This is a genomic window from Aliishimia ponticola (genome assembly GCF_004803475.1).
Lineage (GTDB): Bacteria > Pseudomonadota > Alphaproteobacteria > Rhodobacterales > Rhodobacteraceae > Aliishimia > Aliishimia ponticola.
The window spans coordinates 868,985-895,034 of the sequence record NZ_SRKY01000002.1 but is presented as its reverse complement, the minus strand read 5'-3'; the positions used below and the strand labels follow the sequence as shown (position 1 = coordinate 895,034).

The 26,050-nt window shown below is 62.7% G+C and carries 23 protein-coding genes and 1 tRNA gene; 12 read left to right on the top strand and 12 right to left on the bottom strand.

The genetic code is table 11. The features are described 5' to 3' along the window. The first annotated feature begins 53 nt into the window (after window positions 1–53). Window positions 54–1,772, top strand: a complete 1,719-nt coding sequence (gene metG / locus E4Z66_RS10680; RefSeq protein ID WP_136462964.1) for a methionine--tRNA ligase — start codon at window positions 54–56, stop codon at window positions 1,770–1,772. 74 nt (window positions 1,773–1,846) lie between these two features. Here metG and E4Z66_RS10675 read toward each other — a convergent pair. From E4Z66_RS10675 to E4Z66_RS10665, 3 genes are all read right to left on the bottom strand, one after another. Further along, window positions 1,847–1,932, bottom strand: a tRNA-Leu gene (locus tag E4Z66_RS10675). 50 nt (window positions 1,933–1,982) lie between these two features. After that, window positions 1,983–2,543 (bottom strand): tetratricopeptide repeat protein, encoded by a 561-nt coding sequence (locus tag E4Z66_RS10670; protein WP_246035967.1) that lies wholly within the window; start codon window positions 2,541–2,543, stop codon window positions 1,983–1,985. Window positions 2,544–2,600: 57 nt separating this feature from the next. Then, window positions 2,601–3,095: an Lrp/AsnC family transcriptional regulator gene (locus E4Z66_RS10665; RefSeq protein ID WP_136462963.1), complete on the bottom strand. Its 495-nt coding sequence runs from the start codon at window positions 3,093–3,095 to the stop codon at window positions 2,601–2,603. A gap of 94 nt (window positions 3,096–3,189) precedes the next feature. Between E4Z66_RS10665 and putA the strand changes: the two genes are divergently transcribed. From putA to E4Z66_RS10650, 3 genes are all read left to right on the top strand, one after another. Next, window positions 3,190–6,558 (top strand): bifunctional proline dehydrogenase/L-glutamate gamma-semialdehyde dehydrogenase PutA, encoded by a 3,369-nt coding sequence (gene putA / locus E4Z66_RS10660; RefSeq protein ID WP_136462962.1) that lies wholly within the window; start codon window positions 3,190–3,192, stop codon window positions 6,556–6,558. Between the two features lie 98 nt (window positions 6,559–6,656). Beyond that, window positions 6,657–7,400, top strand: a complete 744-nt coding sequence (locus tag E4Z66_RS10655; protein ID WP_136462961.1) for a rhomboid family intramembrane serine protease — start codon at window positions 6,657–6,659, stop codon at window positions 7,398–7,400. After that, on the top strand, window positions 7,397–7,771 hold the full coding sequence (locus tag E4Z66_RS10650; RefSeq protein WP_136462960.1) for a GFA family protein: 375 nt from the start codon (window positions 7,397–7,399) through the stop codon (window positions 7,769–7,771). The genes E4Z66_RS10655 and E4Z66_RS10650 overlap by 4 nt, the downstream gene beginning before the upstream one ends. Here E4Z66_RS10650 and E4Z66_RS10645 read toward each other — a convergent pair. Next, on the bottom strand, window positions 7,768–8,553 hold the full coding sequence (locus tag E4Z66_RS10645) for an inositol monophosphatase family protein (RefSeq protein WP_136462959.1): 786 nt from the start codon (window positions 8,551–8,553) through the stop codon (window positions 7,768–7,770). The two genes, E4Z66_RS10650 and E4Z66_RS10645, sit on opposite strands and share 4 nt — an antisense overlap. Window positions 8,554–8,630: 77 nt before the next feature. Here E4Z66_RS10645 and E4Z66_RS10640 point away from each other — a divergent pair, with 77 nt between their 5' ends. Continuing rightward, window positions 8,631–10,076, top strand: a complete 1,446-nt coding sequence (locus tag E4Z66_RS10640; RefSeq protein WP_246035966.1) for a pyridoxal phosphate-dependent decarboxylase family protein — start codon at window positions 8,631–8,633, stop codon at window positions 10,074–10,076. On the opposite strand, the gene E4Z66_RS10635 is transcribed toward E4Z66_RS10640, so the two are convergent. After that, complete coding sequence (locus tag E4Z66_RS10635; RefSeq protein ID WP_136462958.1) at window positions 10,033–10,938, bottom strand: LysR family transcriptional regulator; 906 nt, start codon at window positions 10,936–10,938, stop codon at window positions 10,033–10,035. The two genes, E4Z66_RS10640 and E4Z66_RS10635, sit on opposite strands and share 44 nt — an antisense overlap. 94 nt (window positions 10,939–11,032) lie before the next feature. Between E4Z66_RS10635 and E4Z66_RS10630 the strand changes: the two genes are divergently transcribed. Together E4Z66_RS10630 and E4Z66_RS10625 are read left to right on the top strand one after the other, a co-directional pair. Further along, complete coding sequence (locus E4Z66_RS10630; RefSeq protein WP_136462957.1) at window positions 11,033–11,914, top strand: methylenetetrahydrofolate reductase; 882 nt, start codon at window positions 11,033–11,035, stop codon at window positions 11,912–11,914. Between the two features lie 61 nt (window positions 11,915–11,975). After that, complete coding sequence (locus tag E4Z66_RS10625; protein ID WP_136462956.1) at window positions 11,976–12,461, top strand: PaaI family thioesterase; 486 nt, start codon at window positions 11,976–11,978, stop codon at window positions 12,459–12,461. Window positions 12,462–12,478: 17 nt separating this feature from the next. Here E4Z66_RS10625 and E4Z66_RS10620 read toward each other — a convergent pair whose 3' ends face one another. The 6 genes from E4Z66_RS10620 to E4Z66_RS10595 all read right to left on the bottom strand — a co-directional run bounded on the left by E4Z66_RS10620 (window position 12,479) and on the right by E4Z66_RS10595 (window position 18,735). Continuing rightward, window positions 12,479–13,558, bottom strand: coding sequence for a DUF2235 domain-containing protein (locus E4Z66_RS10620; protein WP_136462955.1), 1,080 nt, complete (start codon window positions 13,556–13,558; stop codon window positions 12,479–12,481). Further along, window positions 13,536–15,833, bottom strand: a complete 2,298-nt coding sequence (locus E4Z66_RS10615) for a xanthine dehydrogenase family protein molybdopterin-binding subunit (RefSeq protein ID WP_136462954.1) — start codon at window positions 15,831–15,833, stop codon at window positions 13,536–13,538. Before E4Z66_RS10615 ends, E4Z66_RS10620 begins: the two co-directional genes overlap by 23 nt. A 208-nt stretch (window positions 15,834–16,041) precedes the next feature. Continuing rightward, window positions 16,042–16,431 carry a trypco2 family protein gene (locus E4Z66_RS10610; RefSeq protein WP_136462953.1) on the bottom strand — a complete coding sequence of 130 codons (390 nt, stop codon included), beginning with the start codon at window positions 16,429–16,431 and terminating at the stop codon, window positions 16,042–16,044. Between the two features lie 22 nt (window positions 16,432–16,453). Then, on the bottom strand, window positions 16,454–17,056 hold the full coding sequence (locus E4Z66_RS10605; RefSeq protein ID WP_136462952.1) for a DUF2589 domain-containing protein: 603 nt from the start codon (window positions 17,054–17,056) through the stop codon (window positions 16,454–16,456). Continuing rightward, entirely contained in the window at window positions 17,056–17,700 is a 645-nt protein-coding gene (locus E4Z66_RS10600) for a DUF2589 domain-containing protein (protein ID WP_168797776.1), read from the bottom strand. Before E4Z66_RS10600 ends, E4Z66_RS10605 begins: the two co-directional genes overlap by 1 nt. A 126-nt stretch (window positions 17,701–17,826) precedes the next feature. Beyond that, window positions 17,827–18,735, bottom strand: coding sequence for a zinc transporter ZntB (locus E4Z66_RS10595; RefSeq protein ID WP_168797775.1), 909 nt, complete (start codon window positions 18,733–18,735; stop codon window positions 17,827–17,829). A 171-nt stretch (window positions 18,736–18,906) separates the two neighbouring features. Here E4Z66_RS10595 and E4Z66_RS10590 point away from each other — a divergent pair, with 171 nt between their 5' ends. The 4 genes from E4Z66_RS10590 (at window position 18,907) to E4Z66_RS10575 (ending at window position 23,591) form a co-directional block, all read left to right on the top strand. After that, a complete protein-coding gene (locus E4Z66_RS10590; RefSeq protein WP_136462949.1) occupies window positions 18,907–22,029 on the top strand; it encodes a valine--tRNA ligase in 3,123 nt (1,040 codons plus the stop codon). 32 nt (window positions 22,030–22,061) lie between these two features. After that, window positions 22,062–22,388: a DnaJ family domain-containing protein gene (locus E4Z66_RS10585; RefSeq protein ID WP_136462948.1), complete on the top strand. Its 327-nt coding sequence runs from the start codon at window positions 22,062–22,064 to the stop codon at window positions 22,386–22,388. 126 nt (window positions 22,389–22,514) lie between these two features. Continuing rightward, window positions 22,515–22,994 (top strand): peptidase associated/transthyretin-like domain-containing protein, encoded by a 480-nt coding sequence (locus tag E4Z66_RS10580; RefSeq protein ID WP_136462947.1) that lies wholly within the window; start codon window positions 22,515–22,517, stop codon window positions 22,992–22,994. A 6-nt stretch (window positions 22,995–23,000) separates the two neighbouring features. Continuing rightward, window positions 23,001–23,591, top strand: coding sequence for a ferric reductase-like transmembrane domain-containing protein (locus E4Z66_RS10575; RefSeq protein ID WP_136462946.1), 591 nt, complete (start codon window positions 23,001–23,003; stop codon window positions 23,589–23,591). 45 nt (window positions 23,592–23,636) lie between these two features. Here the strand turns inward: E4Z66_RS10575 and ppk2 are convergent, their stop codons facing one another. Continuing rightward, window positions 23,637–24,545, bottom strand: a complete 909-nt coding sequence (gene ppk2, locus E4Z66_RS10570) for a polyphosphate kinase 2 (RefSeq protein WP_246035993.1) — start codon at window positions 24,543–24,545, stop codon at window positions 23,637–23,639. A 196-nt stretch (window positions 24,546–24,741) separates the two neighbouring features. Between ppk2 and E4Z66_RS10565 the strand changes: the two genes are divergently transcribed. Continuing rightward, window positions 24,742–26,043 carry an alpha/beta hydrolase family protein gene (locus E4Z66_RS10565; protein ID WP_136462944.1) on the top strand — a complete coding sequence of 434 codons (1,302 nt, stop codon included), beginning with the start codon at window positions 24,742–24,744 and terminating at the stop codon, window positions 26,041–26,043. Window positions 26,044–26,050: the final 7 nt, after the last annotated feature.

The following is a 26,050-nucleotide window of genomic DNA, read 5'->3' as shown; positions in this document are numbered from 1 at the left end:
CTCCCCGTCCATCCGATAAAGGGGGCGCGACTTTCAGCGAGGACACGGAACGCATGGCCCGTCACCTGATCACATCCGCTATCCCCTATATCAACGGGATCAAACACTTAGGCAATCTTATCGGCTCGCAGCTTCCCGCCGACCTGTATGCCCGCTATCAACGTGCGCGCGGCAACGAGGTTCTGTTTCTCTGCGCGACCGATGAACACGGCACCCCGGCGGAACTTGCCGCCGCCAAGGCCGGGATGCCCGTCGATGAATATTGCGCGAAGATGCACGAGGTTCAGGCAGAGCTTGCCGCGGGCTTCCGGCTTAGCTTTGACCATTTCGGGCGCTCCTCCTCGCCGCAGAACCACGCGCTGACCCAACATTTCGCCGGACGTCTGGCAGACCAAGGCCTGATCGAAGAAGTGTCGGAAAAACAAGTCTATTCCAAGGCGGATGGGCGGTTCCTGCCGGATCGCTATATCGAAGGCACCTGCCCCAATTGCGGGTATGACAAGGCACGCGGCGACCAGTGTGAAAACTGCACCAAGCAGCTTGACCCGACCGACCTGATCGAGCCGCGCTCGGCGATTTCCGGCTCGACCGATCTGGAAGTACGCGAGACCAAGCACCTTTACCTGCGGCAATCGGCCATGCGCGACCAGTTGAACGACTGGATCGACCAGAAAGCGGATTGGCCGGTTCTGACGACCTCGATCGCAAAGAAATGGCTCAACGATGGGGACGGGCTGCAAGATCGCGGCATCACACGCGATCTGGATTGGGGCGTGCCCGTCCAGCGCGGGACAGAGCCGTGGCCGGGCATGGAAGGCAAGGTCTTCTATGTGTGGTTCGACGCACCGATCGAATATATCGCCTGCGCCGCCGAATGGGCCGAAGCCAATGGTCTGGACGCCGCTGCGTGGGAACGTTGGTGGCGCACGGACAAGGGCGCAGAGGACGTGCGCTACACCCAGTTCATGGGCAAGGACAACGTCCCCTTCCATACGCTCAGCTTCCCCGCGACGATCATCGGATCGGGCGAAGACTGGAAGCTGGTCGATTACATCAAGTCCTTCAACTACCTGACCTATGATGGCGGCCAGTTCTCGACCAGCCAGGGGCGCGGGATCTTCATGGATCAGGCGCTGGACATCTTGCCTGCGGATTACTGGCGGTGGTGGCTGCTGAGCCATGCGCCCGAAAATTCCGACAGCGAATTCACCTGGGATAATTTCCAGGCCTCGGTCAACAAGGACCTCGCCGATGTGCTGGGCAACCTTGTCAGCCGCGTCACCAAGTTCTGCCGGTCCAAATTCTCCGAAGCGGTGCCCGCAGGCGGCAGCTTTGGCCCGGCCGAAGAGGCACTGATCGCCGACCTGACCCGCCGGCAAGCGGTCTATGCGGAACATATGGACGCGATGGATGTGCGCAAAGCGGCGACAGAATTGCGCGCCATGTGGGCCGCCGGGAACGAATATCTGCAAGCCGCCGCACCATGGAGCACGATCAAGACCGACCCGGAGCAGGCAGAAGCGCAAATCCGGCTGGCACTGAACATGATAGTTGTCTTCGCGCAGATTTCCTCTCCATTTATCCCGGATGCGAGCATGTCGATCCTGCGCGACTTCGGTGGGGTGGCCCCGGAATGGCCCGAAGATATGGCCCAAGCCCTGTCGCGCCTTGAGCCGGGCCATGCCTTCACCGTGCCGGAAAACCTCTTTGGCAAGATCACGGATGATCAGGTCGAAGAATGGCGCGCCCGCTTTGCAGGCGGCAAAAGCTGACCCCTTCGCACCATGCGGATACGCGGCGATGACGCCGTGTGTCCGGCAGGGTTCAGCGACTTGAAAAAGAAAGATGGTACGGGCGGTGGGACTCGAACCCACACGGGCTTGCGCCCTTCGGATTTTAAGTCCGATATGTCTACCATTCCATCACGCCCGCGACGCGCTCAGCTTTACGCATTGCGGGCCGCAGGCTCAACCGAATAACGCCTAAATATCGTCGCCTTGCGGGGCAAGCCGACCGCCTTCGGCCAGCAGATGGCGTTCGGGAAGCCATGGGTTTTGCCGCAACGCAATGCGCAGCTGTGCCCGTGCGCGGTCAAGCTCACCAAGTTCCATGAATGTCAGCGCCAGCCCGGCGCGCGCCGCGATGTGGTCTGGCGCAAGGTCTAGAGCGCGGCTCAGATCCGCCAGCGCCGCAAGGTAATCCTGTTTTATGAAACGCACGAAAGCGCGCTGATTATAGCCCTCGGCATAGTCCGGGCAGTAGTCGATCAGCAGATCGAAATCCTCAATCGCGCCCAGAAAATCATAGCTGGCGCGCTTGCGCATCCCGCGATCCAGAACCGCTTGCGCCTGCGCATCCGGCGCTTTGGACCACAACTCCCACATACGGTTGGTCACAAGCCGCGCCGCCATCTCGTTAGGGGCATCCTGAACCTGCGCGATCAGCCCACGCAGCGCCTCCGCCTGATCTGGCGCGTCCGGACACTCAGCCAAAACAGGCCCTGCCCCCAGCATCATGGCCGCGATGAAAACCTTCACATCCATGGGTTCTGAGACTGCGGCAAACGCGGCAGATTTCAACGAAAAATCACGCCGCCGCGTTCACGTCTGCGTATCAGAGGCCAAAACCGCCTCTTTCACGGCCTCCATCGCGACGAAACTCGACGTGGCCGAAACATACGGCAACGCTGATATCACTTCGCCCAGAACACGCCGATACGAGGACATATCCGCCGTGCGGACCTTCAGCAGATAATCGAAATTCCCCGCAATCATATGGGCTTGTTCGATCTCGGGGATTTTGCGCACGGCCGCGTTGAACGCCTGCAATGCTGGCTCGCGCGTGTCGCTGAGCCGGACTTCGACGAATGCCACATGGTCCAGCCCCAGGCGGATAGGGTTCAGCATCGCCCGATAGCCAAGAATATACCCTTCGGCCTCAAGGCGGCGCAGCCTTGCCTGTGCGGGGGATTTGGACAGGCCAATCCGCTGCGCGAGGTCCGTCACCGTCATGCGCCCGTCCTGTGCAAGCGCCCGCAAAATGGCAGAATCGAAACGGTCCAGCTCAGACTGCGCTTTTGGCCCGATATTTTCCATTTCTTCACCCCTTTCGGAAAGGAAAAATCCGATAATCAGTCAGATTTCCTGCAAACCTGAAAGTAAGCTGAACGAAATCACCGGAGACCGCAAGATGCTGAACGCCGCCTTCGATCGCCTGCCCGAAAAGCTGGACGACGCCACCTATGCAGACCCGACGCAGGTTCTGACGGGCCTGACCGAACTTGCCGCCTTGACGCCGCAGGACCGCGCCACGATCACGGCACAGGCCGCCGCGCTGGTCCGCCAGATCCGCTCTGCCGCCGATCCCGGATTGATGGAAGTTTTTCTGGCCGAATACGGGCTGTCCACCGATGAAGGCGTGGCGCTGATGTGCCTTGCCGAAGCGCTGCTGCGTGTGCCTGACGCCGATACGATGGACGCGCTGATCGAAGACAAGATCGCGCCCTCCGATTGGGGCCGCCATCTGGGCCACTCGGCCTCTACCCTGGTCAATGCCTCGACCTGGGCGCTGATGCTGACCGGCCGCGTGCTGGACGATGACGCGCCGGGTCTTGCAGGCACGCTGCGCGGGGCGATCAAGCGCGTGGGCGAACCCGTTATCCGCACCGCCGTGGCCCGCGCCATGAAGGAGATGGGCCGTCAATTCGTTCTGGGCGAGGATATCGCAGCCGCAATGAAACGCGCCAAGGGCATGGAGGCTCTGGGCTTCACCTATAGCTACGACATGCTGGGCGAAGCGGCGATGACCGAAGCCGCCGCGCGCAAATACCATCTAAGCTATTCAAGGGCGATTTCGGCCATTGCCGGGGCCTGCACGTCGCAGGACATCCGCGAAAATCCGGGCATCTCGGTCAAGCTATCCGCGCTGCATCCAAGATATGAGGTCGCGCAAACCGACCGTGTCCTTGCCGAACTGGTGCCCCGTCTGCGCGCGCTGGCGCAACTTGCGGCCTCTGCCGGGATGGGGCTGAATATCGACGCGGAAGAGGCGGACCGCCTCACCCTGTCCATGGCCGTCATCGAAGAGGTGCTGGCCGATCCGGGGCTGAAAGGCTGGGACGGTTTCGGCGTCGTGGTGCAGGCCTATGGTCAGCGCACGGGCGCGGTGCTCGATCACCTGCACGCCATGGCGACACGGCTCGACCGCAAGCTGATGGTGCGTCTGGTCAAGGGGGCCTATTGGGATTCCGAAGTCAAACAGGCCCAGACTGCCGGCGTCGAAGGCTTTCCGGTATTCACGCGCAAGCCCGCCTCTGACGTCAGCTATATCGCGAATGCGCGCAAACTTCTGGGCATGACCGACCGGATCTACCCGCAATTCGCAACCCACAATGCCCATACCGTCGCCGCGATCCTGCATATGGCCGATGGGGCGAAAAACTATGAGTTTCAACGCCTTCACGGCATGGGCGAAGCGCTGCACAAGCTGGTCATGGCGCAGCATGGCACCCGCTGCCGCATCTATGCGCCCGTGGGCGCACATCGCGACCTGCTGGCCTATCTGGTGCGGCGCCTGCTTGAAAACGGCGCGAATTCCAGTTTCGTGAACCAGATCGTGGATGAGGATGTCGCGCCCGAGCAGGTCGCAGCCGATCCGTTCGATGCGCTGGCCGCGAACCCGCCCGCCCTGCCCGATGGCCCCGAGCTTTTCGCGCCAGAGCGGCGCAATTCCAAAGGCTTCGACATCGCGCATATGGCCACGCTGCGCCAATTGGATCGGAACCGCGAAGAATTTGCGACGTCGACATGGACCGCCGGCCCAATGCTGGCCAAGGAACCGCAGGGCGGCGCGGCCGATACGGCGGAAGATGTGATCAATCCCGCGCGCCCCGGCGATGTGGTCGGTCAGGTGCAGTGGTCCACTCCCAAGGATGTGGAGACCGCGCTGATCGCCGCTGAGGTCTGGAAGGCCCCCGCCGGGGACCGCGCCCGCATCCTGCGCCGGGCCGCCGATCTTTACGAGGCCCATCACGCCGAACTGTTCGCCCTGCTCTCCCGCGAGGCCGGGAAAACGCTGGCCGATGCCGTTGCAGAACTGCGCGAGGCGGTGGATTTCCTGCGGTACTATGCCGCCAATGCCCCCGATCATGCGCCAGTCGGCACCTTTGCCTGCATCTCGCCCTGGAACTTCCCCTTGGCGATCTTCACCGGCCAACTCTCTGCCGCGCTGGCGGCGGGCAACGCGGTGCTGGCCAAACCGGCAGAGCAGACCCCGCTGATCGCCGCCCGCGCCATCGCGCTTCTGCACGAAGCAGGCGTGCCGCGCAGCGCCCTGCAATTGCTGCCCGGCGCCGGGGATGTGGGGGCGGCCCTGACCAGTGATCCGCGCGTGGGCGGCGTGGCTTTCACCGGCGGCACCGATACCGCGCGCCTGATCCGCAAATCCATGGCCGAGAACCTCACGCCCGGCGCACCATTGATCGCGGAAACCGGCGGCTTGAACGCGATGATCGTGGACAGCACCGCCCTGCCGGAACAAGCGGTTGGCGCGGTGATCGAAAGCGCCTTCCAATCGGCGGGCCAACGCTGCTCTGCCCTGCGATGCCTGTATGTGCAGGAAGACATCGCCGAGGATTTCCGAACGCTGCTGATCGGCGCGATGGATCAGTTGCGCCAAGGCGACCCATGGCAGATTGGCACCGATGTCGGCCCCGTCATCGACGCAGAGGCGCAGCAGGCCATCGCGGTCTATATCGACACTGCCCGGCGCGGCGGACGTATCCTGCATGAAGGCAAGACCCCTGACGCAGGCCACTTCATCGCGCCAACCCTCCTCAGCGTGCGCAGCATCGCCGAGATGGAGCGGGAAATCTTCGGCCCCGTGCTGCATCTTGCAACTTTCCGCGCGGACGAGCTGGATCAGGTGATCACGGATATCAACGCCACCGGCTTCGGTCTGACCTTTGGCCTGCAAACACGTATCGACGACCGCGTGCAACATGTGTCCGACCGGATTCATGCGGGCAATATCTATGTGAACCGCAACCAGATCGGCGCGATCGTCGGCTCGCAACCCTTTGGCGGCGAGGGGCTTTCCGGCACCGGGCCAAAGGCGGGCGGGCCGCTATACCTGTCGCGCTTCACCCGTGGTTCGGTTCCGCGCCAAGCGGCGGCGCAAACGCTGCCCGGCCCGACCGGCGAACTCAACGCCTACAGCCTGCACCAGCGCGATCCGATCCTGTGCCTTGGCCCCGGCGCGGCGCAGGCAGAGACTCAGGCGAAATCCGTTCGTGCCCTTGGCGGCGTGGCCACCGCAGCGCCCGATGCAACGCCGCAGCAGGCTGCCGATACCAAACTTCTGGGCGGTGTCCTCTGGTGGGGCGATGCCGAAACCGGCCGCGCCATCGATACGGCCCTGGCCGCACGCGAAGGGCCGTTGGTGCCGCTGATCACCGGCGAGCCCGACCAAGCCCATGTGATGGCGGAAAAACACCTGTGCGTCGACACCACCGCGGCGGGCGGCAACGCGGCGCTGCTTGGTGCAATGTCGGAAGGCTGACAGGAACTTGAGGCACGCGGTGCGCCCTTTCGGCGCGCCGCGCGCGCCCGCACAGGCTTGCCCTTGACCTTGCCCAGCTTTGGCCGCAGCGTGCGCCCATGTTTCCAATACGCGACCATAACCCGTCGGGCCGTACGCCTTATGTCACCTATGCGCTGATCGTGATCAACGTGGTGGTTTTCCTCAGCTATCTGTCGTTGTTTTCCGACACACGCGCGCTGAACGGGTTCTTTGCCAGCTACGCGCTGACCCCTTCGCAGCTATTGTCCGGCAGCGGGTGGGAGACGATCTTCACCTCGATGTTCCTGCATGGCGGGTTCATGCACCTCGCCGGGAATATGCTGTTCCTCTATATCTATGGCGACAACATGGAAGACGAGATGGGCCATGTCCCCTTTCTGATCTTCTATCTTCTCGCCGGTGTGGCGGCGGGTTTGGCGCAGGTCATCTCGGCCCCGTTTTCCGACGTGCCCATGGTCGGTGCGTCCGGGGCCATTGCCGGTGTCATGGGCGGTTACCTTCTGCTCTTTCCCAAAGCGCGCGTCGATATCCTGCTGATACTTATCGTCTATTTCCGCATCTTCCCAATCCCCGCCTGGATCGTGCTGATGCTGTGGTTCGCGATGCAGTTCATCGGCGGCGTCGGTGCTGATCCGGCGGCGGGCGGCGTGGCCTACTGGGCCCATGCGGGCGGGTTCGTCGCGGGTCTGTTGATGACCGTACCGCTGTGGCGGCGCCTTGGCGGCACGCGCTTTTGGGATCGGACAGACGGGCATCCGCCGCATCCAAAGGCCACGTATCCCACTGTAAGAAGCTCCATCCCGAAAGTGCGCCGCAAGTGAGCCGCAGCGTCACCGCAAGCTGCCACTGCGGCGCGGTCCGGATCAGGGCGACACTGCGCGGCGATCACCTGTTACCGTCGCGCTGCACCTGTTCCTTTTGCCGCCGCCGCCAAGCGGGCAATGTTTCCGCCGATCTTGGCAGCCTTGAAATCCTGTCGGGGGAAAGCGCGCTGCGGCTTTATCAGTTCGGCTCGCAGACCGCCGCGCATTACTTTTGCGGCACCTGCGGGATTTACACCCACCACAAGCGCCGGTCAGACCCGACCGAAATCGGGATCAATATCGGATGTATCGATGGGGCCGAACCTTGGCAGTTCGAACCGATGCCTTGGAACGATGGGATCAATCACCCATCGGACGCGTCCGATTAAGTCCGGATAACCTTGGCGAAGGTGTTGAAGATCGCCTCGTTCGCGCACAGAACCTCGCCCGAATGCAGTGGGTTGTCCTCGGGGTCGATCCCTTCGGCGAAACCGCCCGCCTCGCGCACGATCAGCACGCCCGCAGCCACATCCCAGATGTTCAGACGCCGTTCCCAGAACCCGTCGTAGCGGCCCGCCGCCACATAGGCCAGATCCAGCGCCGCCGCCCCCCAGCGCCGTACACCGGCACAGACGGGCATCAGCCGTGCAAGATCCTGCAAGGTTTCGGGCAGATCGGACCGACCGCCAAAGGGAAGACCGGTGGCGAAGATCGCTTCGATCATCCGGTGGCGCTGCGAAACCCGCAAACGGGTGTCGTTCATCCACGCACCCGAACCTTTTTCAGCAAAGAACATCTCGTCCTTGGCCGCGTCATAGATCACGGCGGACACGATATTGCCCTTGTGTTCCAGCGCGATGGAAATCGCCCAATGCGGCAGTCCGTGCAGGAAATTCGTGGTGCCGTCCAGCGGATCGACGATCCAGCGGCGAGTCGGGTCTTCGCCATCCTCTTCGCCGCCCTCTTCGGCCAGCCAGCCATAGGTCGGACGTGCGCCCATCAGTTCTTCCTTGAGGATGCGCTCGGCCTCCAGATCGGCCTTGGACACGAAATCGCCCGCGCCTTTCATGGCCGCCTGAAGGTTTTCCACTTCACGGAAATCCTTCACCAGTGACCGCCCGGCCTTGCGGGCCGCTTTAAGCATGATATTCAGATTTGCACTGCCCTGCATGGCGCGTCTCCGGAAAACCTCTGGGTTCGAGCCGGGGCCTTACACCGCCGGGCGCGGACCCGCAAGGAGAGACCAGCATGACCGGCCGTGAAGGTTACCGAATGGACCCGCAGGATTGGGAGGCATTCCGGGCGGATATGCACAGGCTGCTCGATCAATGCGTCGACCAGTTGCACAGCGCGCGCGAGCGGCCTTGGCAGCCGGTGCCGGACGCATTCAACGAAGCGATCACGATCCCCGACCAGACCACCGGCGAACACGGCGCGGTGATGGACCGGCTGGCGCAAGATATCCTGCCGCAAACCACCGGCAACACGCATCCGGCCTTCTTTGGCTGGGTGCATGGGACCGGGCAGGCGATGGGGCTTGCCTCGGAACTGGTGGCGGCGACGATGAATTCCAATTGCGGCGGGCGCGATCACGGTGCGATCCGGGTGGAACAAGAAGTCATCCGCTGGCTGTGCGCCACCGCAGGCTGGCCGGCGAACACCGGCGGCATCCTGACCACAGGCACATCGCAGGCCACGATCTATGCGCTTTGTGCGGCGCGGCTCAAACGCTTTGGCGCGGCGGTCAGAACGCGCGGTCTGCATGACATGCCACGCCTGCGTGTTTACGCGGCCAAGGGGGCCCATAGCTGCGTGGTCAAAGCGCTTCAGGTCATGGGCCACGGCACCCAAGCGCTCAAACAGATACCGCTGCGGGACGGGCAAATGGACCTGGACGCGCTGCGCGAAGCGCTGCGCCAGGACCGCGATGCGGGGATTGAGCCCTTGGCCATCGTCGCCACCGCCGGGTCGGTGAATACCGGCACGTTCGACGACATCGCCGGGCTTGCGCGGATCGCCCATTCCCACGGGACATGGCTGCATGTGGACGCCGCCTTCGGATACTGGATTCGCCTTGCAGATGCCCCATGGCGCGCCTTGGCGGACGGGATGGAAGAGGCCGACAGCATCGCACTGGACGGCCACAAATGGCTGGGCGTGACCTATGATTGCGGGGCCTGCCTGATCCGGGACCAAGCGGTTCACCGGGCAACCTTTGCAGAGCGGCCCGAATATCTTGCCGCCCAAAGCAAGGGGCTGGCCGCCGGGGATTGGTGGCCCACCGATTACGGCACCGAACTCAGCCGGGGGTTCCGCGCGCTCAAGATGTGGACCGCGCTGCAAACCCATGGGCCAGAGGTGATCGGCGCGGTTGTCACCGACAATTGCAAGCAGGCAGCGCTGATGGGGGCCTTGGCCGAAGCGTCCGACCTGCTGGACCTCGCCTGCCCCGTCGTGTCGAACCTGTGCGTGATCCGCCCGCGTCAGGGCGACCCGGCGGCCTTGGCGGCGCAACTGCAACTGTCGGGCGAGGCTGTCTTTTCCACCACCACGCTGGACGGAGCGCCTTGCCTGCGCGCCGCGATCGTGAACCACCGCACCACGTCAGACACGATCCGGGCCGCCGTAACAGCGCTGGAACGCGCCGTGGCTACTGCGCCTGAAGGCGGCGCGCTTCCTGCCGGGCCAGCTTGATCAGGTCATTCATGTAGCCCCGTTCCAGATCGTCAGAGCGGACCGCCGCGTAAAGCCGCCGCGTGATTCCGTCCTTGGTCAGGGGCCGCGTCACGTAGTCAGAGGAATATTTGACCTCGCGCACCACCCAGTCCGGCAGCACCGACACACCGCGCGCCGAGGCCACCAGCAACAGGATCACGGCCGTCAATTCCACCTGCCGGATCGCCGCCGGTTCGACCTTGGCCGGGATGAGCAGTTGCGAGAACACATCCAGCCGCTGCCGTTCCACCGGGTAGGTGATCAGCGTCTGGCCCCGGAAATCCTCCGCCTCGATATACGCTTTCTCGGCCAGAGGATGCGACGATGCCGCCACGAAAACCGGATTGTAATCAAAGAGTTCGACAAACTCGACACCGGGCAGTTCTTCGGGGTCGGAGGACACGACAAGATCGACCTCTTCCTTGATCAGTGCGGGCAACGCATCGAAGGCCAGACCGGGGCGAATATCCACATCCACGTCCGGCCAGTTCTTGCGGAACAGCTCCAGGACCGGGAACAGCCATTCGAAACAGGCGTGACACTCAATCGCGATATGCAACCGCCCCGCCTTGCCACTGCGCAAGCCTTCGAATTCCTGCTGCAACGCTTCGACCTGCGGCAAAACCTGATTGGCCAACCCCAGCAAACGCTTGCCAGCTGCCGACAGCTTGAGCGGCTTGGACCGCCGCACGAAAAGCTCCACCCCGGCCTGTTCCTCCAAGCCCTTGATCTGGTGGGACAATGCGCTTTGGGTGATGTTCATCACCTCTGCCGCACGGGCCAAGCCGCCCGCCTCGTGGATCGCCTTGATCGTGCGCAAATGCCGGAATTCCAGATGCATTATCAAGCGCTCCTCATGTTAATCTTTAGAAATATGAGTTTGTCTCACAAAGCGACTGATGGCACAAGGGAGACGTCCCAAGAGGAATTCTGACATGTCCGCCCCTTCTGTCTCTTTCGAGATTTTCCCCCCCGCCTCCATGACCGCATCGTTCAAGCTGTGGGATGCGATGGCGCGGCTCAGCACATTCGCGCCTGACTACGTCTCTGTCACCTATGGCGCGCAAGGATCGGCGCAGGACAAAACCCTGGACACCGCGCGCGCGGTGATGGAGCAGACCAAGCTGCCCGTGGCGTCGCACCTGACTGCCGCCCGCGCCAGCAAGGAAGATGTCATGACACGGGCACAAGGCTTTGCCGATGCCGGTATCCGCGACATCGTCGCCCTGCGCGGCGATCCGGACAGCGCGGGCGCTGAATTTGCGCCGCACCCGGACGGGTTCGCAAGTTCGGTCGAGCTGGTGAGCGCATTGGCCGAAACCGGCAACTTCAATATCCGCGTCGGTGCCTATCCCGAAAGCCACCCTTCGGCATCCTCGCAACAGCAGAATATCGACTATCTCAAAGCCAAGTTCGATGCAGGCGCGTCCGAGGCGATCACGCAATTCTTCTTCGAGGCGGACACCTTCCTGCGCTTCCGCGATGCCTGCGCCAAGGCCGGGATCACGCAGCGGATCGTGCCGGGCATCCTGCCGCCGACCAATTGGACGCGCGCGCGCAGTTTTGCTGAACGTTGCGGGGCTTCTGTGCCGGATTGGCTGGATCAGGCCTTCGATGCGGCGATCCGCGATGATCGGGCTGACCTGTTGTCACTGGCCGTCACCACCGAACTTTGTTCGACGCTGATCGACGAAGGCGTGGATCACCTGCATATCTACACCCTGAACAGTGCGCATCTGACCGAACGGCTGTGCCTTGCCCTTGGTCTTGCCCCCGAACAGCCCGTGCTGCGCCCGGTTTTGCGGGACGTCGCGTAACACTTGCACCGGCACTGACCTTGCATAGCCTTCCGGTTGCACTCAATCGGAAGGTTTTTTCATGTCAAAGCGCTTTGCCACCTCTCCCGCCGATCTGCCCACCCCGCAGGAGACGCTCGGCATGTCGGGCCTTGAATTCATGCAGGCGGTGCTGGCAGGCGAAATTCCCGGCCCGCCGATTGGCCAAACCCTTGGCTATGAGCTGCTCAGCGTCGAAGAAGGCCGCGCCGTGTTCCGCGGCGCCCCCAGCTTTGAGAAGACCAACCCGATGGGCACCGTGCATGGCGGCTGGTACGGCACGCTTCTGGACAGCGCGATGGCCTGCGCCGTGATGACCCGCGTGCCCAAGGGGTCGGTTTATACGACACTGGAATACAAGGTGAATATCCTGCGCCCTATCCCGCTGGGCATGATGATCGACTGCGTCGGCACCACCGATCACGTGGGCCGCTCGACTGGGGTGGCGCATGGCGAAATTCGCGGGGTGGAAGACGGCAAGCTGTATGCGACGGGATCGACAACCTGCATCGTGATGACGCCGCGCTGACCGGGATCGCCTTGGCCCTAATGCGAGGCACGCAGCCCCGCGAAGGGCAACCGCCAGCCCGAAGGCTCCGGCACGGCAGAGACACTCGGATGCACACGTTCTGACGGGTCGAGTCCGATGCGCCGCGCGCGCCGGGCCACCAGCCACCTGCCCATGCCGCGAAACTTGCCCGAAGAAGGCGCGGACGGATCCTGCGGGAATCGCGCCTGCCACCCGGCCGGAAGATCAAGGCCGCAGCGCTCTGCCTGCTCCATCATCCAGACGAAAGAGATATTGGCGAGCGGGCGCGCCTCTTCGAAACCGCCAAGCATCCCGCCCACATCGCCATGGGTGCCGCGGAACCACATCTGGATCAATTCACCCTGCCAGTTCGGATCGGATTCCCACATGACCGGATCATAAGCCAGTCGCGTTTCATTGCGCGCCAGCGCGTGAAACCCGCGTTTGACCGAGGGGCCAAGATGGTGGTTGTGAAAGTCGTGGCGCGGTGTACTGAGCCGCCACAGGAACGGCAGGTTCAGGCCAAGCGACTTCACCGTATCCCAGACGCCGATCATCTCGATCTCGACCGTGTCGTGACAATGGGCGCGCGCAAAAGCCTGCGCGGCGTCGCTATCCGGGTGGTTCTCGTAGTGGCGGTAGATGTCGCGCACATTGCGCTGCGTGGCGTCCTGCGCGCGCAGCAAGCCCACGCGGTCGATCACACCGGCAAGGCTGCGCACCGCATAAGCGCCGCGCGAATATCCCATCAGAATGATCTTGTCGCCGGGCCGATACCGCGATGCGAGATACCCATAGGCCCGGCGGATTTGCCGGTTGATCCCGCGCCCGACGACCACATCGCCCAGTTTGCGCCAATGCGACCACTGGATACCCGCTTCATAATAGACAGAGACCGGCGCGCCCTGTTCGCGGCACAGCTTGTAGGCAAGCCCGGCATTCGATTCCATCCCGTCACGCAAGCTGGACATGGTCCCATCAAGGATGATCACATGGGTTGTCTTGCCCCGCTCACGCGGCTGCGTTTTCGGATCGCCTCGTCCGAACAGGCCCTGAAGAAGGCGGGCAACACGTCTATTCAGCAGCGATCCGAGCATTCTCCATCATTTCCCAAACACGGAGCGGCGTGAACGGCATATCGGCCTGCCGGACGCCACATTCCCAAAGTGCATCCTGTACCGCGTTGGCCGTGGCGGCCATCGCGCCGACTGTTCCGGCTTCCCCGCAGCCCTTCATGCCCATGATATTGGCGGTGGAAGGCACCGGTTCAGACGTAAAAGAGAACATAGGCAAATCTGAGGCGCGCGGCAGCGCATAGTCCATGAAACTTGCCGTGAGCAGCTGACCGTCCTCGTCAAAGACGACATGCTCCGTCAGGGCCTGCCCCACCCCTTGCGCGACCCCGCCATGCACCTGCCCTTCGGCCAGCATCGGATTGATAAGATTACCGAAATCATCCACCACGGTGTAGCGATCCAAATGCACTTCGCCGGTATCACGGCTGATCACGACTTCCGCGATGTGACACCCGTTGGGGAAGCTGCGCGCATCCAGTTTCGCGGTTTCTTCATGGCGCAGCAGGTCGTCGCGCCCCTTCTCGCGCGCCATGTCCGCCACGTCGAGCATGGTCGGCGTCAAGTTGGAACCGGAGATGCGGAAGGTTTCGTCGTCAAAGCTGATCTGTTCGGCGGGCACCCCGGTTTCATCCGACAAAAAGGCCGTGAACGCGGACGTCATGGTGGAGACGGTCGCCAGCGTGGCATTGTTCTGAACCGTCACGGAACGCGATCCGCCGGTGCCACCGCCCCGTGCGATCCGGTCGCTGTCGCCTTGGACAAAGCGGATTTTCTCGGCCGGGATACCCGTCTGATCCGCAAGGAACTGGGTGAACACGGTTTCGTGCCCCTGCCCGTTCGATTGCGTACCGACGAAAATCGTCACCGTCCCGTCCTCGTTAAATTCCAATGCGGTTGTTTCAGAAGGATCACCTAAAATACTTTCGATATAGTAACATACCCCCACGCCACGTACATGCCCCTGTGCTGCATCCGCAGCATGGCGGGCCTTGAACCCGGCCAGATCGGCCTCGGCCTTGGCGCGTGTGATGACCTTGTGGAAATCCCCCACATCATAGGTTTCGCCCACTGGTGTATCGTAGGGGAACGCCTCTGCCGGGATGAAGTTGCGCATCCGCAATTCAAACGGATCGACGCCAAGCTCACGCGCCGCCCGGTCCATCAACCGTTCCATCACATAGATCGCTTCGGGCCGCCCGGCCCCGCGATACGCATCCACCGGCGCGGTGTTGGTGAAGAAGCCTTCGGCCTGCATCCATGTGGTCTGGATGTCATAGACATTTGTCAGCACGCGCGAGAAAAGCTGCGTCTGGATCATCTGTGCATATTGCGAACAATGGGCCCCCATGTTGCAGCGCGAATGTATCCGGTAGGCGGTGATCTTGTTGGTGTCGTCGAAGGCCAGTTCCGCCACCGAGACCAGATCGCGCCCGCCATTGTCGCTCAGCATCGCCTCGCCCCGCTCGGACATCCAGCGCACAGGAGTGCCCAGCGCCTTGGCTGCTGCCGCAACGCAGAAATATTCAGGATACATGAAGGATTTCATGCCGAATCCGCCGCCCACATCAGGGTTGGTCACACGCACATCGGAAGGGTCCAAGCCGAACTTCGCGGCCAATTGCGCCTTTGCGCCCCAGACGCCCTGCCCGTTGAAGCTGAGATGCAGGCGTCCGTCTTCGATCTGCGCCCACGCGCCGCGCGGCTCAAGCGAGTTGACCATGATGCGGTTGTCTTCAACTTCGAGCGAGACCACTTGCGCGGCCTTGTCGAAGGCGGCCTTGGTCGCGGCCTCGTCCCCGAGGCCCCAGTCGAACACGCGGTTATCGGGCGCTTCGGCGTGCAGCACTGCGCCACCGGCAGCGGTATCCATCTTGGCAGGAAGATCGTCGATCTCCACCTCGACCAGTTCTGCCGCATCGCGCCCCGCAACCACGCTGTCGGCAATGATCACGGCCAGCGCCTCGCCCACATGGCGCACCTTGTCTTTGGCCAGCACCGGGCGTGCCGGGGCCGCGCCCTTCGATCCGTCGCGATTGGTTTGAACGGCGAAATCCATTGTCGCGGTGACCATCTGCGCTTCAAGATCGGCCTGCGTCAGCACCAGCTTCACACCGGGCGCCTCGCGCGCCGCGCTTACATCCAGCGTGGTAATGTCCCCATGCGCTACGTCAGAGCGCACGAAAACCGCGTAAAGCGCGCCTTCGGGCGCGATGTCATCGATGTAGCGCCCCGCCCCGGTCAGGAACCGTGTGTCTTCGATGCGCTTTACCGGCTGGCTTTTACCGAATTTTTCCATGAGATCCGCGCTCCGTTCATCCGCTGCTGGTAGGTCACGGCGGACACTAGGCGAAAGCGCGATGGTGTCCAGACAAAGAAGAGCCGGACAAGCCGTCCGTCGCGGCGGCAGCCCGAATCCGGGCACGGCGCGCAAAGCTTGGGCGCGCTGCATCTGCCGCAAGCGCGCCGGGCACGAAACGTGTCCTCAGACAGCCATGGGCGCCGCGCTAATCCTGCTTCACACGCCCGATCAGCGCCTGCACATCCGCATCCACGACCTTGAGCTTCATCCGGTGCACCTGATTGTCAGGCACTTCGGCCAAACGCTCGCGATCAATCGCCACGCGCACGCCATCATCCTCCAGATCCGTCACGGCAAAGGAAAAATCCATCTCCGCCTCGGCCAGATGAAAGCGCGGCACCTCGCGATCGTCAGACGCGGCGATCAGCGCCACGGCCTCCAACTCGCGGCGCAGGGCCGCCACGACCTCAGCAAGGCGCGGATCGGGGGCCTTGGTCGTTCCGGTCGGTTTGACCACGGTGGCGTCCTTGAACAGCATCGGGTCGAGCGGCGTCGCGATCCTGAGATTCGCTTTCTTGACTGGTGTTCGTCCCATGTCTCACACTCCCTTTCCCACACTATTCCGGCACGTCCGCCAAGGTCGATACCGCGTCCCCGGCCAGCCGTGCCAGACGCCCATGCAGATCGTCATCATGGGCCGCACGCAGCACCATCTTGACGTTGAGCTTGCCATGGGTCCGGAAATTCCGGGTCGTCGTCGCGTTGGAGACATTGCCCTTCAGCCGCGCCGTCGTCACCACCCGCGATTTGGGCAGCAGCGCCTCGCGCGCGATCACCGGGCGGTCGCCAGCCGCAGGCGCGGGCGCCTTTTCCTCGGCCTCGGTTTCGCTGCGCACATCAAGATCAAGCTCTATCGTCGCCTCTTCGATCCCGATGGCCGGCATCTGCACCAGCGACAACAGCGGGGCACGCACACGCGCTTGCGTTTCCACCACCTCGCCCGGCGCGGCCGGGTTGCTGATCGCACGGGTCATGCCAAAGCTGATCTCGCGCAGTTTGAGATCCGGCACCTCCTTGCCGTCTTCCTTGCGCGTGGTTTCTTCCAGCCCGTAATCGAGCAGGAACTGCATATATTCGCGCTCTGCCGCGATCTGCGCCTCTTGAATGGCCCGCACGGGGCCACCCAAAAGCGTACCGATATCGTAGTCTTCGTCTTCCATCAGGAGTTGCCCCCGTCATCGGTATCGGCCTGGCTGGAAATCGCATCGGCAAATATGTCGAGCACCCGTTTGAACCCTTCAGGCACACGTTGCTTGGCGGTCATGCTCATCTTCAGCGTGGCCTGACGCTCCGTGTTCTGCGCGGCATTGCGTTGATACGCGGCCGAGACGTTCATATTCGCCTTGAAACTGGTCGAACTGGTCACATTGGCCTTGCCGAACAGGAATGCGGCAAGGCCACTGGTCTGCGCCTTCACCTGCGTGGAGTGCTGAAATTCCGTCGAGGCGCTGGAACTCAGCTTGAGCTGGTTCGACTTGGTGATCACGTCCTTGATCTTGAACTCGAAATCGACGCTGAGGTTCTCGATCGACATATGTGGCGCTTCGACCATGGCCAATGTCGGCACGGTCAGCGTCACCTCCTCTTGGGTCAGTGACCCATCGGACGGATCTGTGATCCCCTTGAGGTATTTGAACTCCATCGTGCGCAGCGCGCCGAATTCATCCGTGCCCAGGATATCCACGAATTCAACGGTGGAATGGGCCGAAAGCGCCTGAGCTTCGATAGCAGCAGTCAACGGTGCGGACAGATAATAGCCCAAAGGCAGGGCCTGTGTTTCCGCGGCAATATCTACTTGTGGCATAGCAACCTCCCAAAAAATTTCTCGTAATAGGGGAAGCATGCCACAAAATGATGCTTTCAACCAGTAGGGGAATCCAGACCCCCTGCGGCGCAACCGTTAGGTGCGGTCGGTCCCGACGCCGCGGCGTCAGTCGTCGCCGCGCCGAACGATGCCCGCGGCGCGGAAGATCCACCATTGCAGCAGGCCAAGCGCCACCATCAAGGCGCAGACGATCCAGAAGGCGATATCGCTATGTGTCCCCGGCAGCCCGCCGACATTGACGCCCAGAAGCCCTGTCACGAAGCCCAGCGGTAAGAACAGCGCCGCCACCACGGACAGCAGATACATCTGCCGGTTCAGGTCATCCGCCTGCCGCGCCGCGATGTGATCCTGAAGCACCTGCGTCCGGTGGCCCAGCGCCTCCAACTCTTCGGTCAGGCGCGCCATGCGGTCTGTCGCCTCGGCCAGACGGTCGCGGTCCTGGTCGGTAATCCAAGGGATATGCACATGATGCAGTTCCGACAATGCGTCGCGCTGGGGCGAGAAGTAGCGGCGCAGCGCGATCACGGTGCGGCGCAAACGGGTCAGCGCGGCGCGCGGTATCTTTACCGCCGGGTCGACCAGCGATTCCTCCAGCGCGTCCACGCGATCGGCCAGGTCCGAGATCACCGGCGCCGCAGTTTCGGAGAGATTCAGCGCCAATTGGCTGACAAACGCGCCGGGCCCATCCGGCCCAGAGCCCAGATCGGACGCGCTGCGCAACTGGGCCACCGCCCGCAATGGCCGCAACCAGACCGAGACCACGCGCCCCGGTTCCACCCACATCCGGACAGAGACCATATCCTCTGCCTCGGCCCCTTCATTAGTATTGACCCCGCGCAGGAAGACGACAGCACCATCGTCGTAGAACGTCGCACGCGGGCGCGTATCCGGCGCGGCCAGCGCCTCGATCACCAGCGGGTCGAGGCCGGATTGATCCAGCCATGCGCGCCCCGCAACATCCAGTTTGACGTGATCCCAACGAAACCCGGACGGGTGCTGCCACTCTTCAATCATGCTCTGCCTCATTTCAGGTCCGCCCAACATGGCGCGCCCGCACGCGGTTGTCACGCCGTCACCGCGCCCATGCGATTACACGAACGCAGGCGGGCCAAGCGGCCAAGGGGCTTTCCCTCGCTCGCGCTTAGCGGTATCCCCGCCTCGCAATATCAATTGGGGACCATCGCAATGGCATTGGGAAAATTCGACGCCGCAACAGCCGAGCCGCGCCTGTACCAGATGTGGGAGGAAGCGGGCTGTTTCACCGCCGGGGCGAACGCAAAGCCCGAGGCCTCAGCCTATTGCATCATGATCCCGCCCCCGAACGTGACCGGCGCACTGCATATGGGCCACGCGTTCAACAACACGTTGCAGGACATCCTGATCCGCTGGAAGCGCATGCAGGGTTTTGACACGCTTTGGCAGCCTGGCACCGACCACGCGGGCATTGCCACGCAGATGGTGACCGAACGCGAGATGGCCGCCAATGGCGAGCCGTCGCGGGCGGAAATGGGCCGGGAAGCGTTTGAAAAGCGCGTCTGGGAGCAGAAGATCAAGTCGCGCGGGAATATTATCGGCCAGTTGAAACGGCTGGGCGCGAGTTGCGATTGGTCGCGCGAGGCGTTCACCATGTCCGGCGCGCCCTCTGCCCCCGAGGGGGAGGATGGGAATTTCCATGATGCGGTCATCAAGGTTTTTGTCGACCTCTACCAGAAGGGTCTGATTTATCGCGGCAAACGGCTGGTCAACTGGGACCCCAAATTCGAAACGGCGATTTCCGATCTTGAGGTCGAGAATGTGGAAGTCGCCGGGCATATGTGGCACTTCAAGTACCCCTTGGCCGGTGGCGAGACATATGAGTATTTGGAGAACAATGAAGACGGCGAAGTGATCTTTCGCGAGACGCGGGATTATATCTCTATTGCGACGACGCGGCCGGAGACGATGCTAGGCGATGGCGCGGTTGCGGTGCATCCGGGCGATGCGCGCTATGCGCCGATCGTGGGCAAGTTCTGCGAAATTCCGGTCGGGCCGAAAGAGCATCGCCGCCTGATCCCGATCATCACCGATGAGTATCCCGATCCCGATTTCGGATCGGGTGCGGTGAAGATCACCGGGGCGCATGATTTCAACGACTACGAAGTCGCCAAGCGCGGCGGGATTCCAATGTACCGGCTGATGGACACCAAGGGCGCGATGCGCGCCGATGGGGCGCCCTATGCCGAGGAAGCGGCGATTGCGATGGCGGTGGCCGAAGGCAAGCGCAGCTTGTCCGAAGCCGAAGCCGATGCGATCAACCTTGTACCGGACGAGCTGCGCGGACTGGACCGGTTCGAGGCGCGCAAGGCGGTGGTCGAGCAGATCACGGCCGAAGGGCTGGCGGTCATGACCACGGAAGTTCAGACCGATGAGGACGGTAACGAGGTCGAGGTATCCGTGCCGCTGGTCGAGAACAAGCCGATCATGCAGCCCTTTGGCGACCGGTCGAAGGTCGTGATCGAGCCGATGCTGACCGACCAGTGGTTCGTGGATGCCGAGAAGGTGGTCGGCCCTGCGCTGGACGCGGTGCGCGGCGGTGACGTGAAGATCATCCCCGAGAGCGGCGAGAAGACCTATTATCACTGGCTGGACAATATCGAGCCTTGGTGCATCTCGCGCCAGCTGTGGTGGGGCCATCAGATTCCGGTTTGGTATGGCCTGAACCTGAACGGCACCGGCTTTCAGGATGATGAAGGCGATGGGGCGCTCGACGCGGTCGAGATGGGACGTTTCCTGCTGGATCAGCGTTTGCTGCCGGGTGAGGAACATGCCCATTGCGCGGCGGATTTCGACGCGGTCAAAGCGAAATTCATGGATGATGAGGCGGTCTTGCCCGTGCCTCTCAACCACGCGACGGTGATCGAGGCGGAAAGCCGCGCGGACGCGACCGAGAAACTGGCGCAATCGCTGGCCCAGTACGAGATCGATCAGGATCCGACCAAGCTGGTCTATCCGGTTTGGCGCGATCCCGATGTGCTGGACACGTGGTTTTCTTCCGGGCTTTGGCCCATCGGGACGCTTGGCTGGCCCGAGGACACCGATGCGCTGAAGCGGTATTTCCCGACCTCGACCCTGATCACGGGGCAGGACATCTTGTTCTTCTGGGTCGCGCGGATGATGATGATGCAATATGCCGTCACCGGGCAGAAACCGTTCGACACGGTCTATCTGCATGGCCTCGTGCGCGACGCCAAGGGCAAGAAGATGTCCAAATCGCTTGGCAATGTGGTGGACCCGCTTGAGGTGATCGACGAGTTCGGCGCGGATGCCTTGCGGTTTTCTTCGGCGGCGATGGCGGCGCTTGGCGGTGTGCTCAAGCTCGATATGGAGCGGATCAAGGGCTATCGTAACTTCGGCACCAAGCTGTGGAATTCGGCCAGCTATGGCGAAATGAAGGGCGTCATGGAGGTGCCTCATGCCGACCCCGCCCCCGAGGCCACACTGGCGCTGAACAAATGGATCAAGGGCGAGGTCGCAAAAACGCGCGAGGCGGTGGATGCGGCCCTTGCCGACTTCCGGTTCAATGATGCGGCCGATGCGCTTTACAAGTTCGTCTGGGGCGTGTTCTGCGACTGGTATCTGGAATTCACCAAGCCGGTTTTCGATGGCGGTGACGCCGATGCGATTGCCGAAACCCGCGCGACCTATGCCTGGGTTTTGGATCAATGCCTGATCCTGCTGCACCCGATCATGCCCTTCATCACCGAAGAGCTTTGGCGGCAGAAAGCCCGGCCCAAGCATCTGATCCATGCCGATTGGCCGACCTATACCGCCGCCGAACTGGTGGATGAGGACGCGGATGCGGAACTTGGCTGGACCATCCGGATCATCGAGGAAACCCGGTCAGCCCGTGCGCAGATGCATGTGCCTGCCGGGGCCTATGTGCCAATGGTCGTCAAGGGCTTTACGCCCCGCGCCCGTGCGGCGTTCGAGGCCAACGAGGCGCTGATCAAGCGGCTGGCGCGGATCGAAACGCTGGAAGAGGTCGACAGCTTCCCGAAAGGCACCGTCACGCTGGGCCTGCCGGGCGGAGAGTTCGGCCTGCCGCTGGAAGGTGTGATCGACGTGGCCGAGGAAAAGGCACGGCTGGAAAAGACGCTTGGCAAACTGGCCAAGGAAATCGGCGGCTTGGCCGGGCGTCTCAAGAACCCGAAATTCGCCGAGAGCGCCCCGGCAGAGGTCGTGGCCGAAACCCGCGCTAACCTCGAAGAGCGTCAGGGCGAGGAAGCCAAGCTGAAAGAAGCGCTCGCGCGGCTCGCAGAATTGGGCTGACACGACGGCCGGGCCGGGATACACTCGGTCCCATGTTATCCGCGCTGAACCGTATGATCGAACGTCAACTTCGCCGTGCCGAGGCGGAGGGGAAACTGTCCGGTCTGAAGGGCGAAGGCGCGCCGCTGCCGGATCGCCCCGTGGGCGAGGATGCCGGGCTGTCCGCCGCGATGCGCATGGCCGCAGAGGCGGGCGTCGTGCCCGAAGAATTCACCCTGCAAAAAGAGCTGGACGCGGCCCGCGCCGCCTTGGCGCAGACCGAGTCACCCGAAGACCGCCGCACCCTGCAAACCCGCATCGCCGAGCTGGAGATGCGCAGGAATATGGCCCGCGAAGCCCGCCGCAGCTTTTTCAGATGACCGCTGGGGCGAAATCCCCAGTTCACGATATTCGCCGTTCACGATCCCGTGCAGCCACTTCGCCTTCGCGGCGTCCGGGATTATCTAGGGTTGCAACCTGATACGTCCTGAGCAGGAGACTGTCCCATGACCCTGACCGCCCTCACCCGTCGAACCTTTGTCGCCGCTGGTGCCGCCACGCTTGCCTCTGGCCTTCTTGTGCCGGCGCGCGCCGCCGAGATCGCCCCGACCCAGACGATGCGCGGCGGGGCCAATAACTATCGCCCCGGCGCGCCCATCGTCGAACGGATCGGCAATGGCGGCTTTTGGATGACAGGCACTGTGCGCCGCGCGGGCGATGGTGCGCCGCTGCCCGGTCAGCGCATTCAGGTCTGGGCCCATACGACCGAAGGGCATGAGCGCGACCCCGAAAGCCACGGCGCGACTCTGACCGATGAGAATGGTGAATTCCGGCTGGAAATGCCCCAAATCGTGCCCGCCTTCGGGCAGGCCCATGGCCACGTCGCCTATGACAGTGACGCATTCAAATCCGTCTTCCTCAGACCATTGTTGCCGCGCACCTCGGACACCCAACTGTCCGCGCATTTCGTCCTGCAACCTGCCTGAGCGCGCATGTCCGGGCGCAGGGCCACGTTGATCGGGGCGCTTGTTGGCGCACTGACGCTTGGCCCGCTTGCCATCGCCGCCACCAGCCCGCTGCTGCAATGGCGCCAGCCGGTCTATATCGCGGCAGGTTTCGCGGGGGTGGCCGGGCTTGCGCTGTTGCTGTTGCAGCCGCTTCTGATCCGGCGGCTACTTCCCGGCATTGACGGGCGACGCTGGCACAGGGTCATCGGCGTGGCACTGGTTCTGATGGTTGTCATCCACATTGCCGGCCTTTGGATCACCAGCCCGCCGGATGTGGTGGACGTGTTGCTTTTCCGCTCCCCCACGCCGTTTTCGATCTGGGGCGCGCTAGCCATGTGGGCGATCTTTGGCGCGGCGTTTTTCGCTGCGTTGCGAAGGCGTCTGTCACCGCGCGTCTGGCGGCTGAGCCACCTTGTCGCCGTGACATTGGCGGTGCTTACCACCGCCGCGCACGCGGTGCTGATCGACGGCACGATGGGCACCCTGTCAAAGTTGGCCCTATGTGCCGCAGCCCTTACCGCGACAGCCTATGCCGTCGTCAAAGCCAAACCGGGCAGGATGCTCAAACGCCGCTGACAGGCTCCCACCCCGCCCGAACCTGTCCACCGCCGGCAGACCAGATCACGATTTGCGCGTGTCGGGGTGCAGCGCCTTGCCAAGGATATGCTCTGACGAGTGGATCACGTGATGCGCTTGGCCGACGATCAACGGATCGGGCTGACCAACCAGTTTCACATCCTTGCCCGGATAATCGAGCGAGGCGAGGAAATGGGTCATGCAGCCCAGACGCGCACGTTTCTTGTCGTTCGACTTGACCACAGTCCAAGGCGCATCGGCGGTGTCGGTGTAGAAGAACATCGCTTCCTTCGCCTCGGTATAGGCGTCCCATTTGCCCAGCGATGCCTTGTCGATCGGGGACAGCTTCCACTGCTTGAGCGGATCGGTCTCGCGGCTTTGGAACCGTGCGCGCTGTTCGTCCTGCGTGACCGAGAACCAGTATTTGTAAAGGCGGATACCCGACCGCACGAGCATCCGCTCAAGCTCTGGCGTTTGGCGCATGAATTCCAGATATTCGGATGGCTCGCAAAATCCCATCACCCGTTCCACACCGGCGCGGTTGTACCAAGACCGATCATAGAACACCATTTCGCCCACGGTCGGCAGTTCCTGAATATAGCGCTGGAAATACCACTGGCCCTTCTCTTCCCATGTGGGCTTGTTCAGCGCGACGACGCGGGCTGCGCGCGGATTGAGATGTTCCGTAAAGCGCTTGATCGTGCCGCCTTTGCCCGCCGCATCGCGCCCTTCGAACAGCAGCACGAATTTCTGGCCGGTTTCCTGCGCCCAAAGCTGCACTTTCAGCAACTCGGCCTGAAGCCGCGCCTTGCGCCGTTCATAGGTCGCACGGGCCAGTTTCGTGTCGTAAGGATAGGTGCCGCCTTCAAAGGCGCGGCGGATTTCATCCGGGGTTGGCGCGGCTTTGCGGCTCTGCGCCCGTGCCTTGCCATTCGCTTGCTGGTTCGCTTCCATCGCCGATCCGTCCATGACCTCTCCTTTCGCTATGTCCTGCACAGTATGCCGCACCTGCAAAAACCGTGCCTTGACCTGCATCAAGCAGGGCTGCCGTTACGTCACACACATGTCTTTTGGCAGACCTACGCTAGGTTGAGACCGGAGTCGGGGGAGAACACCCGGCATCCCGACCCGTGTGACAGGAGGACAGCACATGAAGACCACCACCGCCTTGACCTTTGGCTTTGCAGCGGCCCTGACCGCCGCGGCGCAGGCCGAGAACCGTATCGACACGATCCGCCCCGACGCGCCGGAACTGGCCGCACATGGGGACTATCCGGTCGGCGTGCGCACGCTGGAACTGTCGGATCCGGGCCGGATCGATGTGCTGAATGTGACCGATGACGCGATCCCGACCTATGACCGGCCACTGACCGTGGAACTTTGGTATCCTGCGGCGGCTGGCACCACGCCCGGCACCACCTATGACACCGTGATCCGTGACGGGCAGACCGCCACGCAGCTTCAGGGCATGGCGACCCGCGACGCGGCCCCCGCCAGCGGAGAGACCTTCCCCGTGATCGTGATCTCGCACGGGTATCCCGGCAACCGCTACCTGATGAGCCATCTTGGCGAAAACCTCGCCTCCAAGGGCTATGTGACCGTCTCCATCGACCATACGGACAGCACCTATTCCGACCAGACCGTTTTCGGTTCCACCCTGCTGAACCGGCCCCATGACCAGCGTTTCGTTCTGGACCAGATGGGCGATCCGGAGGTCATCGGCGCGGATCTGGCGGCGATCACGGATGCGACCACGGCTGGGCTGATCGGGTATTCCATGGGCGGCTACGGGGCGCTGATCTATGGCGGCGCCGGGGTCACGAAAGCGTCCACCGAATACACCTGGGGCACTCCGCGCGGCCTGCTGGAAGCCAATATGGCAGGCACAGAAAGCCACGCAAAGCTGACCGATGATCCGCGCCTCAAAGCGGTGATCGCCATCGGGCCGTGGGGGCGCAATACCGGCTTTTGGGATGCAGAGGGGATGAAGGGGTTCTCGCGCCCGTTGATGCTGATTGCAGGCAGCGTGGATGACGTTTCGATCTATAACGCGATGCGGATGATCTTCGACGAAACCAGCGGCACCACGCGCCACCTGCTGACGTTCAATCACGCCAACCATAACGCGGCAGCCCCGATGCCGGCCCCGGCGGAAAGCTATCAGCCGGTAGAGACGCTGGAATTCGTGCCCTTCGAACATTACGCCGATGCGGTCTGGGACACGGTGCGGATGAACAACATCACCCAGCATTTCGCGACAGCCTTCATGGACCTGCATGTGAAGGGCGACGCGGACAAGGCCACCTATTTCGACCTCGTGCCCAACTCTGACGACAGCGCCGTTTCGGTGAACGAGGACGGAACTCCCAAACCGGACAACAGCCAATGGCAGGGCTTCCCGCCACGCACCGCCAAAGGTCTGCGATTTGAGACGAAACAAGCCGGCGAATGATCCCGCC

Bases quoted from the DNA above. Each gene is read 5' to 3' on its own strand.
- E4Z66_RS10625 (WP_136462956.1), top strand. From the start codon at position 11,976: ATGTCAAAGCGCTTTGCCACCTCTCCCGCCGATCTGCCCACCCCGCAG.
- E4Z66_RS10615 (WP_136462954.1), bottom strand. From the start codon at position 15,833: ATGGAAAAATTCGGTAAAAGCCAGCCGGTAAAGCGCATCGAAGACACA.
- ppk2 (WP_246035993.1), bottom strand. From the start codon at position 24,545: ATGGAAGCGAACCAGCAAGCGAATGGCAAGGCACGGGCGCAGAGCCGC.
- E4Z66_RS10655 (WP_136462961.1), top strand. From the start codon at position 6,657: ATGTTTCCAATACGCGACCATAACCCGTCGGGCCGTACGCCTTATGTC.
- E4Z66_RS10665 (WP_136462963.1), bottom strand. From the start codon at position 3,095: ATGGAAAATATCGGGCCAAAAGCGCAGTCTGAGCTGGACCGTTTCGAT.
- E4Z66_RS10610 (WP_136462953.1), bottom strand. From the start codon at position 16,431: ATGGGACGAACACCAGTCAAGAAAGCGAATCTCAGGATCGCGACGCCG.
- E4Z66_RS10590 (WP_136462949.1), top strand. From the start codon at position 18,907: ATGGCATTGGGAAAATTCGACGCCGCAACAGCCGAGCCGCGCCTGTAC.
- E4Z66_RS10600 (WP_168797776.1), bottom strand. From the start codon at position 17,700: ATGCCACAAGTAGATATTGCCGCGGAAACACAGGCCCTGCCTTTGGGC.
- E4Z66_RS10575 (WP_136462946.1), top strand. From the start codon at position 23,001: ATGTCCGGGCGCAGGGCCACGTTGATCGGGGCGCTTGTTGGCGCACTG.
- E4Z66_RS10635 (WP_136462958.1), bottom strand. From the start codon at position 10,938: ATGCATCTGGAATTCCGGCATTTGCGCACGATCAAGGCGATCCACGAG.
- E4Z66_RS10620 (WP_136462955.1), bottom strand. From the start codon at position 13,558: ATGCTCGGATCGCTGCTGAATAGACGTGTTGCCCGCCTTCTTCAGGGC.
- E4Z66_RS10565 (WP_136462944.1), top strand. From the start codon at position 24,742: ATGAAGACCACCACCGCCTTGACCTTTGGCTTTGCAGCGGCCCTGACC.
- E4Z66_RS10645 (WP_136462959.1), bottom strand. From the start codon at position 8,553: ATGCAGGGCAGTGCAAATCTGAATATCATGCTTAAAGCGGCCCGCAAG.
- E4Z66_RS10605 (WP_136462952.1), bottom strand. From the start codon at position 17,056: ATGGAAGACGAAGACTACGATATCGGTACGCTTTTGGGTGGCCCCGTG.
- metG (WP_136462964.1), top strand. From the start codon at position 54: ATGGCCCGTCACCTGATCACATCCGCTATCCCCTATATCAACGGGATC.
- E4Z66_RS10640 (WP_246035966.1), top strand. From the start codon at position 8,631: ATGACCGGCCGTGAAGGTTACCGAATGGACCCGCAGGATTGGGAGGCA.
- E4Z66_RS10630 (WP_136462957.1), top strand. From the start codon at position 11,033: ATGTCCGCCCCTTCTGTCTCTTTCGAGATTTTCCCCCCCGCCTCCATG.
- E4Z66_RS10670 (WP_246035967.1), bottom strand. From the start codon at position 2,543: ATGGATGTGAAGGTTTTCATCGCGGCCATGATGCTGGGGGCAGGGCCT.
- E4Z66_RS10585 (WP_136462948.1), top strand. From the start codon at position 22,062: ATGTTATCCGCGCTGAACCGTATGATCGAACGTCAACTTCGCCGTGCC.
- E4Z66_RS10580 (WP_136462947.1), top strand. From the start codon at position 22,515: ATGACCCTGACCGCCCTCACCCGTCGAACCTTTGTCGCCGCTGGTGCC.
- E4Z66_RS10595 (WP_168797775.1), bottom strand. From the start codon at position 18,735: ATGATTGAAGAGTGGCAGCACCCGTCCGGGTTTCGTTGGGATCACGTC.
- putA (WP_136462962.1), top strand. From the start codon at position 3,190: ATGCTGAACGCCGCCTTCGATCGCCTGCCCGAAAAGCTGGACGACGCC.